This is a genomic window from Alkalinema sp. FACHB-956, from assembly GCF_014697025.1.
GTDB lineage: Bacteria > Cyanobacteriota > Cyanobacteriia > Leptolyngbyales > Leptolyngbyaceae > Alkalinema.
Window position 1 is genome coordinate 49,501 of sequence record NZ_JACJRC010000028.1, and the last position, 13,958, is coordinate 63,458.

Sequence of the window (13,958 nt, forward strand, 5' to 3'; positions counted from 1 at the left end):
TAGCCAATTAGAAAAGCGATTAAGACAATTCGAATGAAAAATATAGAATTTTGATAATAAAAACTTTGAAAACGTCTTTCTAGCTCCTTTGGAAATTTCAGCTGATAGGCTAACGGCAATAACGCTGATAAATCCTGTTCTGAGAGTTCATCTTCGGTATGAGCCGTGGGAAAAATAGGAAATTTAGGAAATTGACGAGACTCCGATTCCATGAAATGCCTTCTCTGACTGTAGTTCTGACTGTAGTTCTGACTGTAGTTCTGACTGTAGTATTGGTCGATCGCACTATCCTGAGGTCACAGGCGAACCGGAATCCAGCAGAATTCCCCGCCCAATTCTCGCTCAAGGTCTGACTTAGCCCAAGAGCAGCGAATCATCCGCGAGGTCGGCCCCTTGCAATTGCTCAAACTGCTGAAGTAAGTCGGTGACTGTTAGCCGCGATCGTTCTGGCCCCGCAATATCGAAAATGATTTTGCCACCATGGAGCATGATGGTGCGATCGCCCAAGGACAGAGCTTGTTTCATGCTATGGGTCACCATGAGGGTGGTGAGTTGGCGTTCAGCGACGATCGTGCGAGTCAAATCCAGGACGTATTCTGCGGTTTTGGGATCTAAGGCCGCCGTGTGCTCATCCAAGAGCAGGATTTGGTTCGGCGCAAGAGTGGACATCAACAGGCTAATGGCCTGACGCTGACCGCCGGACAGTAACCCCATGCGATCGCCCAAGCGTTTTTCCAGTCCTAAGCCTAGTCGCGCTAGTTGATCACGAAATTCCGATCGTAGTTTGGGTGAAAGGGCCAGCCCTAAGCGACGAGATTTGCCCCGGCGATAGGCCAAGGCCATGTTCTCTTCCACGGTGAGGTGCGGGCAGGAACCGGCTAGGGGATTTTGGAAAACCCGCGCCACGAGCTGAGCCCGCTGATGGGTTGACCAACGGGTTACGGCTTGGCCTTCAATGATGACTTGCCCCCGATCGGGCTTGACTTCACCGCTGATCACATTCAGTAGGGTTGATTTACCCGCACCATTACTGCCAATCACCGTAATAAATTGTCCCGTCGGAATCGTTAAACTCAATCCCCGCATCACCGGATTCTCCAAGGGCGTGCCGGGACTAAACGTAACCTCGATCGCTTCTAGCTGAATCATAGGAGTTTATATGAAATCAATAGCAACGAACAAACGACAAAATTAGACAAAAATATACGTTTAAGAAAGCAAAAATCAAACAAGGAACACATCGAGAGTACAAATCACCACTATCACATCTTCCATCGCAAGATTAGCGAAATCTCCACTTGATTCGTTTATACTGCGGTAAGACTAAAGCCAATGCAACGAGAATTGCCGTCACCAAGTTGAGATCCTGCGTTTCCAAACCTAAAAAATCGGTATTTAAGGCCATCGTCACAGCGATGCGATAGAGGATTGATCCCACGATCGCGCCCAGGGTCGCCCAGAAAATCGTCGTGCCGGAAACTACCGTTTCTCCAATAATCACAGCGGCAAGGCCAAACACGATCGTCCCCACCCCTAAGGTCACATCCGCAAAACCATTGACCTGGGCAAATAGTGCCCCTGCCAACGCCACCAAACCGTTACTCAGCGCCATCCCCAGCAGCACTATGTGATGGGTCGCAATGCCCTGGGCCCGCGCCATATCAGAATTTTCCCCAGTAGCCCGCATCGCCAGCCCCAGTTCCGATCGGAAAAAGCGATCGCCCCCCAGCTTGACCAGCACGACGATCGCCAGCAAGACCAAACTGGTGCCAAAGGGAGATAACACCGAGGGCAATTGTTTAAGCCCACCCTCCAGCAACGTCATAACCGTTGTTTGTCCCAACAGGGGCACATTGGGCTGACCCATGATGCGTAGGTTAATGGAATACAAGGCAATCATGGTCAGGATGCTGGCCAGCAGATTTAAAATTTTGAGTTGGACATTGAGCCAAGCCGTACAGAGCCCCGCGATCGCCCCCGCCAGCATTGCAACAACCGTTGCGGCGATCGGGTTCACCCCTTTGACAATCAACGTCGCCGCCACCGCTGCCCCTAGGGGAAAACTACCATCTACGGTGAGGTCGGGAAAATTCAGCACCCGAAAGGATACATACACCCCGATCGCCACCAGGCCATAGAGTAAGCCCAACTCCAGCGCACCGGAGAGCGGCACAATCAAGCGATCGAGGGCATCGGGAGCAATCAAACTGGACAATACCAGAGTCGTCATAGCAAGCCTACCAGGGCGGTCTTGCGTTTTATTTAATCACCTTCGCCGCTTGGGAGAGTACTTTTTCTGGCACCGTCACCCCCATTTGCTGGGCGGATTTGGCATTAATCGTCAAATTCAACTTTGTCGGAGTTTCCACGGCAATCTCGCCCGGTTTTTCGCCCCGCAGCACCCGTACCACCAGTTTGCCCGTCTGCCGCCCCACATCGTAATAGTCAAAGCCCAGGCTGGCGATCGCCCCCCGCTCCACGGAGTCATTATCTCCGGCATACACGGGCAATTTGTTCTGCACCCCCACCTGGATCACCGACTCCAGTGCTGACACAGCGGTGTTGTCTGTGGGAATGTAAATGGCATCGGTGCGACCAATTAAACTCTTCGCCGCATTGGCCACTTCGCTGGTGTTGGCCACCGTAGCTTCTACCACTTCCAGCTTTTGATTGGCCGCCGCCGCCTTCAGCAATTTAACGAGGGAAACCGAATTAGATTCGCCCGCGTTGTAAAGCACACCAATCCGCTTTACCTTGGGCGTAATTTGCGTGATTAGTTGCAGGTGCTTGTCCACCGGAGTCAGGTCACTCACACCGGTAATTAATCCACCGGGTTTTTGCAAGTTACTCACCAACTTAGCGCCTAGGGGATCGGTCACCGTTGAGAATACCAGCGGCAACTTGGGGGCAGCCGCAGCCACGGCCTGAGCCGAGGGGGTGGAAATGGCCACCACGACATTGGGATTATCCCCGGCAAACTTCTTGGCAATCTGGGCCGCCAAACTCGGGTTGCCCTGGGCGCTTTCCCACTGCCATTTCAGGGTTTGATCGGGCTGATAACCCGCCTGGATCAGTTCTGCCTTGAGGCCATCGCGCACGGCATTGAGGGAGGGATGTTCCACAATTTGGGTGACGGCGATCGCAGGGGCCTTCGCTTGTCCCGGCGTTGTCGCAGTTTGGCCACAGCCGTAGGTGAACAGTCCGGTGAGCGTTGTTGCTGCGATCGTCGATCGCCCCAGGAATAAGGGCCATCTAACGGGGCGATCGGACTGCGGCTGGATCAATCCCAATGGTTTCATCATCCTTCCTCTCAATGGCGTAGGGGTCGATCGGGGAGGCGGGTTTGGCAACTAGGTGTTCACAGATCTAGGTATTCACAGATCACCTGAAGATTCGGTTCCTAGGCTCGCACAGCTTCCAACAAACGGGAGAAGTAGAACCGAGTTTTGGTCATCTCATTGCGATCAATCTTCCAGCCCTGCTCTTCCAAAATCTTAACCACATAGGATTCCGGATGGAGGTAAGCGCGGGTGGCTTTGCTGGGCCCTGGGAAAAAGTCACCAATCCGTTTTAGCAGCGAATAACAGAGCGTCTTGGGCGCAAAGCTGAGAATTAAGCGCGATTCTGCTAAGGAACTGAGGTGGGCAATCATTTCCCCCGCCTTGTCCGGTGGATAGTGGATCAGCACATCTAGACAAATCACCGTGTGGTATTTGCCGTCTAGGGTTTCCAAATCCTGGGCATGGAAGCTGACATTGGATTGGGCTTCCCCCAGTTCTTGGGCAGCCCGTTCCTGGGCCTCACCGACCATTTTTTCGGAAATGTCGCTAGCAAACACCTTTGCGCCGGCCTTGGCCAGGGGAATGCTGAGGCTTCCCACGCCACATCCTGCATCACAAATGGTGAGATCGCTCACATTGCCATCTTCTTCAATCCAACGCAGTACATGGTCGATCGTTTGCTGGTGACCTTCGCGAATGTCCCGTTGGACTTTGTTGACTTCGTCGGTTTCGCCATAGATTCGTCGCCAGCGATCGAACCCTTTAGAGTTGAAATAGTCTCGAACAACGGTTTTATCGTCAGCTACGTTCATATATCCTGCTTGTGGTCTGATCCTCTCAATCAGATAAATCCTATCAGGAACCGACCAGCCCAACCGCCATAAATCTCTTCTCCACCGCTCTCTTCTCCGCCGCTCTCTTCTGGCCATCGCTGACCAACCTTAAATTGATCCGCAACTTATACAGCCGCACATAAACTTACACCACAACTTACGCCGCCCCACATCCCAGACGTAAGGGTACCGCCCCATTACCAGACCCATTTTTTGAGAAATTTTTTTGAGAAATTTTTTTGAGCACACTGATGCCCTAGCTTTTGAGCAAACTGGTCGCCCGATCGTCACAGCTAATTTCAGGCAGAGTACTGTATACCCATGAATGCCCAGCGATGGATACCCATAGACATTACTCAATGTCAAGACTATCACACCCCTCTCATACAAACTTTAAAAACAAATAGACTACGGACTCAAACTATTCGAATAATTTTCATCCTCTTCCATCCACTGAAAACCCAGTCATCAAAGGGATTAGGAAAAGTCAGAAAAAAATCCAAAGGTGAAAAAACTGCTATTTCCTAGAAAAATCCCCGCAATTTGGTGGAAAGAGCCTTATATGTTCTGAAAATACCAATTATTCAGTGGAAATTGGTAACACGATCGGTATAAATACTCCTTTAAACAGGTTAAGTTTTCATATAGAGATTGTATTGATCCCGTTTTTTCATCTATCTTGAAGAATAAGCAAGAATTTCCCCAGGTAAAACTTGAGGCAACATAAATGTTTAGTGTTGCCATAAGTCATTTATGGTGTTTTTTTGCTGTGACAAACTGATCTGAGTATCTGTGGGGCACTGAGTGGGTGCCCTTTTTATTTTGCCTCTCTTTCCCCCATGCTGTAGAGTCCAGTGATACAATTTTATATTTTCTGTAGAAAATCACCCTCCAATTTGGGACATGGTTCGGGTATACAGTCCTGTCGTTCCCGATTCCCGTAGCTTGTAGTTAATTTCTGGCTTGAGATCAAGCAAGGCTTTAACCTGTTCTCGCAGGTGCTCGATTTCAATCCCTTGGCGCAGTTGACTCCGCAAATCAATCTGCCCCATTTCATTCAGCAAGCAAGGACGCAGCCACCCATCCGCCGAGAGGCGCATCCGGTTACACCGATCGCAAAAGCATTCGGACATCTGACTGATAAAACCTACAGTTCCCTTGGCTCCGGGAATTTGGAAGATGTCGGCGGGGCCATTACCGCGCACCTGGCCCGTGGCTAATCCCCAACGATCGCGAATCCGTTGCCGCAAGTCCTCAGAGTTGATCCAGCCCCGATCGTGGAACAAATCATGGTTACCGATCGGCATAAATTCAATAAACCGCACATGCCAGTCCCGATCGATCGTTAAGGCGGCCAAATCTAGAATTTCGTGATCATTCACACCGGGTATCACCACCACATTGAGCTTGAGGGGATTAAAGCCCACACGATAGGCGGCTTGGATGCCATCCCAGACCGCAGACCAGCGCGATGGCCCCCGGTTGCCAATAATGCGATCGAAAATGTCCGGCTCCAAGGAATCCAGACTGATATTGAGCCGTCGCAATCCAGCATCATATAAATCCTGGGCTTTTGCCGCCAGGAGAAACCCATTGGTGGTCATGGACAAGTCCTGGGTTTCCGGCCATTGGGCGATCGATCGGACTAGCTCCACGACCTGTGGATGAATCAGCGGCTCACCCCCCGTCAAGCGAAACCGCGTAAACCCTAGGGGGAGAAAAACCCCGCGCAACAGGATGAGCAATTCCGCTGGAGTGAGGAGCTGAGGTGAGGGCGCGTACTGAATATCTGCGTCCTCTGGCATACAGTAGGTACAGCGAAAGTTGCACCGATCGACAAGACTAATCCGCAGATAATCGATCCGATTCATAACCATCCCAGGCCAAGCGACTCTGTGCCAATTGTTAAACTTGATCTCACCTTAACGCTAAGCTGTGGCATCTTGCTTAGATTAAACATCAACCTCGTTCTCCCTTGGCTGCTCGATCGCGTCTATGAATCCTACTGACTTAGCCTTCACTTCTGCGCTGGAACAAGCTCGGTTAATTCGAGAAAAGGTCATCTCCCCCCTGGAACTGACCCAACTCTATCTCGATCGCATTGAACGGTTAGATCCCCAACTGGGGGCTTTTTTCCATGTAGCGGCGGAACAAGCCTTGCAGGATGCCCAGGCCAAAACCGAACAGATCACCCAGTGCAGCGCCGATTTACCGCCCTTTTTCGGCGTCCCCACCGGCATTAAGGATCTCAATTCCGTGAAAGATATGCCCTGTTGCTACGGCGTCAGACTGTTGCGCAACCGCATCGCCGCCCAGGATGATTTGGTGACGACCAAGATGAAGCAAGCCGGGTTTGTGATTCTGGGGAAAACCTCCACATCCCAACTGGGTGCACTGCCCTACGTGGAACCGCCGGGTTTCGCACCCACCCGTACCCCCTGGAATTTGGCTTACTCCGCCGGGGGATCGAGTGGGGGCGCGGGGGCAGCCGTAGCAGCGGGGCTCTGTGCCGTGGCACCGGGAACCGATGGCGGGGGATCAGTGCGAATTCCAGCGGCCTGTTGCGGATTAGTGGGCCTCAAGCCGTCGCGGGGGCGCGTCTCCTGTGCGCCGGTGGATGAGTATTTTAGTGGTTGCGTGGTCAGTGGCACCCTGGCCCGATCGGTGGCGGATGCAGCCGCATTACTAGACGTGTTGGCAGGCTATGAAGTCGGCGATCCCTATTGGTTGCCCAATCCCAACACCAGTTTTCTGGAAGCGACCCAGCACGACCCCGGAAAACTGCGCATTGGCTTTGCCACCCAGATCCCCCCCCTGGGAGACGCCTCAGCGGATTGCCGAGAGGCGGTGTTAAAAACTGCCCATCTGTTGGAGTCGATCGGCCATACTGTCGAACCGATGGAGTTCGGAGCGTTTGAATTTGGTGAGATGATTGAGCCCTTTCGTTTGGTGTGGCAAATCCATAGCGATGTGGGCATTCCAGGCATTTTTCTGGAAAAGGTGAACCGAGATCTTTGGTTCAAAGCTCAATTCTTCCGGGCAGGCAAGTATATTCAAGTGCGGCAACGGTTGTATGCGTTTGCACGGCGAGTCGTCCAGGTCTGTCAACCCTATGATCTGGTGGTGTTACCAACATTGATGTATCCCGACTTACAGGTAGGGGCTTGGAAACGACTGAGTGCCCAGCAAATCCTGCAAAAGGTGATCCATTGGATTGCCCCTTGTCCAGCCTTTAATGTCAGTGGGCAACCCGCGATCGCGCTACCCATGGGATTTACTCCAGCGGGAATTCCGGTGAGTGTACAACTCGTCGGTCGCCCAGCGGCTGAATCTAGCTTAATTGCCGTAGCAAGACAACTAGAAGCGATCGTAGATTGGCAACAACAGCGTCCAACGATCGCACTCTAAAGGTTCCAGTCAAACTCTAAAGGTTCCAGTCAATAGGACCTAGACCCATTTGAAAAAGGTTCTATGAATACGAGATCGCAACAGTGGATGACTCAGAATCTTAAGATTGCTTATTTTTAGAACTGAAGTCGATTCAAGGATGTCCGTTATATTTTTAAAAACGCATCTACTTCCTTTTGAAGGACGCATCTACGATCGCATGAGAGCAATTAATTCTGTAGAAGCACAGGGACTTGATCATCAGACTCAACTCCAAGCGTGTCTCAATTCATCCAGTGGAAACGGCCAATGAGGAATCCAGCAACATAAAGCATGGATTGCCACACTGACCCCAAAGATTCACGAATGAACCATAGATAAGAAAACTTGAATTCAACACCACCTGAATGAAGGAGGAATTAAAGAACTAAATGGTAATTAACGATCGATAAAACTGTCCGTATCAAAAGCTTCAATACACCCAAAATTCAATCCACAGAAGCCCCAAACATCTCTCCGAAGACAGAAAGAATTCCACCAATTAGCAGTCGTTAGTGATGAATTTGCCTAGGGTTATAGTGTAGAAGCGATAGGGGCTTTTATACTAGGCAAACAGATTAACCAGCAATCAACTGGTGATCAGTTGCTTCGTGATAGGCTAGGGTATTGATTATGGTATTAGCGACAATATTGCTAATTGGTTCATCAATGAAATTTTTCCGCGCTCTCAGTATCAAATCCAAGCTCATTGTAATGTTACTGATTGTCAGCGGGTGTTCCATTGGAATTACTGCATTTCTAGGATATCAAAGTGGTCGCGTCAATCTAACCAATCGTATCTTCAACCAACTCACTAGCCTCCGCGCATCCAAAGGCTATCAGATTGAGTCCTACCTCAGAACCCTGCGCTCCCATACCCAAGCCCTCAGTGCCGACTTAACTGTGATTGAAGCCCTGCAGCAATTCGATCGCGCCTACCAACAACTGGAACAAGCCCCCATCAGCCCAAAGGCACAACAGGAATTACGCCAATACTACAGCCGGGAATTCCTCCCCCGCCTCGCCAAAACGGAGCAAGGCACCCCCGTTCTCTCCGCCTACCTGCCGCCCAATCCCGCCGCCCAATATTTGCAGTATCACTACATTGCTAGCAATCGCAATCCCGTTGGCCAAAAACATCGTCTCGATACAGCCCCCGATGGCAGTGAATACAGCCGACTCCATAGCAAATATCACCCAATGTTTCGAGAAATTATTGAAAAATTTGGTTATTACGATCTATTTTTAATTAACCCATCGGGCAAAATTGTCTACACCGTTTACAAAGAAACCGACTTTAGCAGTGACCTAACCCAAGGAGCCTACAGCGAAACTAATTTGGCGCGGTTAGTCGCCACGGTGCGACAGGCCAAACAGAAAAACTACGCCCACATTATTGATTTTGCGGCCTATGCACCATCCTACGGAGCTGCTGCCGCCTTCATTGCCGTTCCCATCTTCAAGACAACCCAGCACAGTAGCGATCGGGATAGTGGCACTAGCAACAATGTGAATCCGGAAGGCTCCAATCAAGACATCAGCCAGTTATTTGCCGCAGAATTTCTGGGGGTCTTAGCCGTACAAATTCCCGTCAACGAAATCAACAGCGTCATGACCGGCAATCACAACTGGCAGCAGGATGGCCTAGGAAAAACTGGAGAGACCTATTTAGTCGGGGCCGATCGATTGATGCGATCACAGTCTCGCTTTCTCGTCGAAGATAGTGCCGGATACCTCAAGAAGCTTCAGGAGCTAGGTGCTTCTCCCACAACGCTCAAACGGATTGAAGCCTATAAAAGCACAATTCTAGAGCAAAGGGTCGATACCCGAGCCGTGAACGCAGCGCTGTATGGTAAGCAGGGTACAGAAATCATTCAAGATTACCGCGATGTTGCAGTGCTGAGTTCCTATGCTCCTTTGCGAATTGAAGGCTTGAATTGGGTCATTCTTTCGGAAATGGATTTAACAGAAGCCTATGAACCCATTTCTTCCTTTGCCTATCAAGTCCTCATTTCAGCAACTTTATTAATGTTGCTACTAACGTTATTAGCAATGGCGATCGCTAATTGGTTTATTCGTCCAATTCAGCGATTGATTAACTATGCCGCTACGATCGAATCCGGTGAGATTGACGCCGTGGCGGAGATTCATTCCCGGGATGAGTTTGGTCATTTAGCCCAGTCATTTAATGCAATGGTGCACAGTCTACGGGTGCAAACCCAATTAGTAGCGCAAAAAAGTCAAGAAAATGAACAACTGCTTCTCAGTCTGTTTCCCGATGCGATCGCGCGGCGACTCAAAAAGGGAGAGAAAGACATTGCAGAACAAATTCCCAATGTTGTTGTTGTTTTTGCAGAATTGACCGGGTTTGTGCAACTCACCGCCAATCTCACCACCCAAGAAAGCGTGACCTTGTTAAACGAGTTGGTCGAAGCTTTTGATAATGTTGGCGATCGCTATGGCATGGAAAAAATAAAAACCATGGGATATAGTTATCTCTCCGTCTGTGGCCTGTCCAATGCCTACCTAGATCACGATAAACGGGCGATTGACTTTGCCTTAGAAATGTTGACGATCCTAAGACGAGCCCAGGTAGACCATGGACTCATGCTGAATGTACGCATTGGGATTAATGCGGGGGATGTGGTGGCAGGAATTGTGGGTAAACATCGCTTCATCTACGACGTTTGGGGCGACACAATTAATATTGCCAGTACCTTGCGATCGGCCTGTCCCGCTGGGGCAATGCTCGTGGCTCCCGCGATTTACGAGCGACTCAAAGATCTCTACGCCTTTGAACCCGCAGAACTCGTCGAACTGGCCCACAATCAACACTTAGTGGCGTGGCGACTCAAACATCCCGCCGCCGTCGGATAATTCCACTACGATCGCGCAGCCTCCAGATCTGATTCACGCTTGCTTGTTGACCCAATTACTCGACTTAACCCAATTACTCGACGACAACACTGATTGATCACGTTCTCTTACACAGACTCACCTTCCCGGTTTTCTTTTGTCCTCAAGAATCAATATGCAATTCGTTCCTGATTCGGTTTTGCTTTGGTCGTTAGCCTTGGTCATCGGCTTTCCTTGCTTAGTGATTCTGCTGGGGGAAGCAATCCAGCGCCAATCGCGACGCCGCCCCGAATTAACCAAAACCTTGGAAATTTTCCGTAATATTGTTTTACCCATCCTCGCAGGACTGTTATTTACCGAGCATGTTTTGCGGTGGAATCCGGACGATCGTCACTTTAAGATTTTAGCGACCTTGTTCTGGATTGCAATATTACATGGTTCCTTGTCGTTACTGAACGCGCTGTTGTTTGAAAAGGCCAGCGAAAATACTTGGCGATCGCGGGTTCCCAAGCTTCTGATCGACCTCTCCCGCTTGGTGTTAATTGTGGTAGGGGCTGCCTTTGTATCAGCAGTCGTGTGGAATGCTGATTTGGCCGGGGTCGCAACGGCGCTGGGGGTCAGTTCGATCGTCCTAGGCTTGGCGTTGCAGGATACCTTAGGCAGCATCATGTCTGGAATTGCCCTGCTCTTTGAACGGCCCTTTGCCGTGGGCAATTGGTTGCGGGTGGGCGATGTGGTTGGTCAGGTGTTGGATATGAATTGGCGATCGGTGCGGTTGTTGACGCTGGAGGGGCATTTGATTGTCATTCCCCATCGCTTGATTAGCAATGAAGTCATCCGCAACTACAGCCAGCCTCAAGAACTCCATGCCGAACGGATACAAATTGGCTTTTCCTATAACGATCCGCCCAATCAAGTCATTCAAGCCCTCCAGGAACTTGCGATTTCCACCCCCGGCATCTTGAGCCACCCTGCACCCCAAGTCTTTACGCTCCAGTACGCAGACTCCGCAATTACCTATGAAATTAAGTTCTACATTGCAGACTATGGAGCAGTGGAAAGCATTCGCAGTCAATTAATGACCCGTCTTTGGTACATTGCCCAACGTAATCAGTTTTCCATTCCCTTTCCCATTCGCACACTGTATCACTACCATGGCCCCACAACGACTCAGCAGGCCGATCGACGTAAATTGGACGATCGCTTACAAAAGATTCCACCCTATATTCCCCTAGAACGCCCCGCAACGGGCCTCGAGGCCGGAATACGATTGCAACATTTTGGCCGAGGTGAACGAGTGATTGTCCAAGGGAAAATGAGTGATCACTTGTACATCATTGTCTCTGGTCAAAGCTGCATGACTTATACCGATGGTCAAGGACAGGAGCATGAGGTGATGTTGCTGCACCCTGGGGACTTTTTTGGGGTGATGGCATTGTTTTCAGATGAGATGAGTCCAGTCACGATCGCGGCGTTAAGTGATTTGGAGGTGATGGCTTTGACATTGGCCATGGTGAATCAGATGATCGATCGGCAGCCCAGTTTTGCCCGAGAAATTGCCCAAGTCCAAGATATTCAGCAACGAGCCTTAGATGCCATGCGACGAGAACGATAGATCTCCCTGAGCCACAGATCTCCCTGGGCCACAGATCTCCCCAGGCCACTACGGTAGATTCCCTGGAATCGATGCCCTCTAAGCCAAAGATTCGCCTAAGATAGGAACGATCGCCCCTCCGCGATCGACCTGTTCCTTTGCGCTAGAGTACCGATCTGCCGTGGTTTCTCCGTCCTCCCGCCCTAATCCCCAAGACACCCACCTCAACCGTGCCCGTGCTAGTCTCCGGCAAACCGTTGTCACCTATTCCCAGCATCTGCGATCGGCCAAAAAGCGCATTCCTAATCCGGGACTGGAAGTGCAGTTGGAAAAAGAACTGGCCCAACTGACTACCACGCTCAACAAGATTGACAATTACGTCGTGCGGATTGCGGTCTTTGGCCTAGTTAGTCGCGGCAAGTCAGCGGTCCTCAATGCACTCCTCGGCGAAAAAGTCCTGGAAACCGGGCCGATTAATGGCGTGACCCAAAAGCCTCGGGTGATTGAATGGACGCCCAAAGGTGGCTTTGTGCCCACGGAAAGTGCCTTGACCGCCCAGAATACCAGCAAGGTGCAAATTGAACTGATCGATACGCCTGGGTTAGATGAGGTGGATGGTCAAACCCGCGCAGAGATGGCTCGGGATGTATCCCAACAGGTGGATTTAATTCTTTTTATCATTGCTGGAGATATTACCCGCACCGAATTCAAAGCACTCTGCGATTTGCGCAAGGCTCAAAAACCGTTGCTGTTAGTGTTTAACAAAATTGATCTCTACCCCGATCGTCACCGTGAGGAAATCTATGAAAGCTTGTTAAGCATGGAGGGGTATGTGGGGGAGAGCCAACCATTGCGGCAGTTGCTATCTCAAGATGAAATTGTTCTGATTGCCGCCGATCCGGCTCCCATGCAAGTTCGGGTTGAGCACACCGACGGTAGCGTGAGCTATGAATGGGAAAAGTTGCCACCCCAAATTGATGAATTGAAAATCAAAATTCTGACCCTGCTCAATCGCGAGGGGCGATCGCTCTTGGCGTTGAATGCCCTCACCCAAGCACGGGATGCCGAACTCCGCATGGCCGAACGAATTGTCAGCGCCCGCAATGCCGAAGCGGAGTCATTAATTTGGAAATTTACAAGGTATAAGGCGATCGCGGTGGCAGCTAACCCAGTTCCACTGCTGGACTGGTTGGGTGGCACGGTTGCAGATTTGATGTTGATCCGGGAATTAGCCAACCTATATGGGTTTCCCCTCACCCGCTATGAAGCAGGCAAATTATTGACGACGATCGTGGCAAGTTCCGGCGGTATGTTGTTGAGTGAAATTTGCAGTGGCATTTTTCTGGGTGCGGGTAAAACGGTCAGTGCCATCACTGCTGCTGAAAACCCGCCGGGACTCGGAGCCTATGCGGGGGTTGCCGTTGCCCAAGCAGGGATTGCAGGCTACGGAGCCTACGCCGTTGGACGGGCAGCCCAAGCCTATTTAGAACGGGGTTGTACTTGGGGCGATCGGGGAGCCAGTACGGTGATTCAAGAAATTCTCAATCAGGTGGAACCCAATACGATTATTTGGCGTATTCGCCAGGAATTAATGTAGATATACTCGATAGCAATCCAAAACACAGCTTCTAGAGCATTTGATACTGTATACAGAACAATGATCGATTACTCGATTTTATGATTCCGGAAGATTATCTGGATCAATACCCTGCGATCGCAAATAGGCTTCGAGGCGCGATCGGGCTTGACGTTCCGTTTCAGCTTCAGTCAGTAACCAATTGCCATCAGCATCACACCAGCGTAACCATTCCTGGGGAATGCCACGAAAAATCCCAGTCCATAGTCCCAGTCCTAGCTTAATTTCAGGTATCCAAATCAGCGGATTTTGAGGCGCGATCGCTTGTTCGGCATAACGTCCATCAACTAATCGGAAATACCGTAATCGTCGATCGGTTTCGTTAAACACCA

9 protein-coding genes and 1 pseudogene are annotated in these 13,958 nt (G+C 50.5%); 4 read left to right on the plus strand and 6 right to left on the minus strand.

The window, feature by feature from the left end:
• Nucleotides 1-354: 354 nt before the first annotated feature.
• From H6G21_RS21120 to moaA, 5 genes are all read right to left on the minus strand, one after another.
• On the minus strand, nucleotides 355-1,149 hold the full coding sequence (locus H6G21_RS21120) for an ABC transporter ATP-binding protein (protein WP_190575654.1): 795 nt from the start codon (nucleotides 1,147-1,149) through the stop codon (nucleotides 355-357).
• A gap of 133 nt (nucleotides 1,150-1,282) precedes the next feature.
• Complete coding sequence (locus H6G21_RS21125) at nucleotides 1,283-2,230, minus strand: ABC transporter permease (RefSeq protein ID WP_190575657.1); 948 nt, start codon at nucleotides 2,228-2,230, stop codon at nucleotides 1,283-1,285.
• A 28-nt stretch (nucleotides 2,231-2,258) separates the two neighbouring features.
• Complete coding sequence (locus tag H6G21_RS21130; RefSeq protein WP_242041986.1) at nucleotides 2,259-3,302, minus strand: ABC transporter substrate-binding protein; 1,044 nt, start codon at nucleotides 3,300-3,302, stop codon at nucleotides 2,259-2,261.
• A gap of 98 nt (nucleotides 3,303-3,400) precedes the next feature.
• Nucleotides 3,401-4,093: a magnesium protoporphyrin IX methyltransferase gene (bchM, locus tag H6G21_RS21135; protein WP_190575659.1), complete on the minus strand. Its 693-nt coding sequence runs from the start codon at nucleotides 4,091-4,093 to the stop codon at nucleotides 3,401-3,403.
• A 905-nt stretch (nucleotides 4,094-4,998) separates the two neighbouring features.
• Nucleotides 4,999-5,985, minus strand: coding sequence for a GTP 3',8-cyclase MoaA (gene moaA, locus H6G21_RS21140; protein ID WP_190575661.1), 987 nt, complete (start codon nucleotides 5,983-5,985; stop codon nucleotides 4,999-5,001).
• 124 nt (nucleotides 5,986-6,109) lie between these two features.
• Between moaA and H6G21_RS21145 the strand changes: the two genes are divergently transcribed.
• The 4 genes from H6G21_RS21145 (at nucleotide 6,110) to H6G21_RS21160 (ending at nucleotide 13,587) form a co-directional block, all read left to right on the plus strand.
• A complete protein-coding gene (locus tag H6G21_RS21145; protein ID WP_190575664.1) occupies nucleotides 6,110-7,522 on the plus strand; it encodes an amidase in 1,413 nt (470 codons plus the stop codon).
• 732 nt (nucleotides 7,523-8,254) lie between these two features.
• Complete coding sequence (locus H6G21_RS21150) at nucleotides 8,255-10,417, plus strand: adenylate/guanylate cyclase domain-containing protein (RefSeq protein WP_242041987.1); 2,163 nt, start codon at nucleotides 8,255-8,257, stop codon at nucleotides 10,415-10,417.
• A gap of 154 nt (nucleotides 10,418-10,571) precedes the next feature.
• A complete protein-coding gene (locus H6G21_RS21155) occupies nucleotides 10,572-12,011 on the plus strand; it encodes a mechanosensitive ion channel family protein (protein WP_190575667.1) in 1,440 nt (479 codons plus the stop codon).
• A gap of 160 nt (nucleotides 12,012-12,171) precedes the next feature.
• Complete coding sequence (locus tag H6G21_RS21160; protein ID WP_190575669.1) at nucleotides 12,172-13,587, plus strand: DUF697 domain-containing protein; 1,416 nt, start codon at nucleotides 12,172-12,174, stop codon at nucleotides 13,585-13,587.
• A 78-nt stretch (nucleotides 13,588-13,665) separates the two neighbouring features.
• On the opposite strand, the pseudogene H6G21_RS21165 reads toward H6G21_RS21160, so the two are convergent.
• Nucleotides 13,666-13,958, minus strand: a pseudogene (locus tag H6G21_RS21165) (Uma2 family endonuclease); the annotation flags it as partial.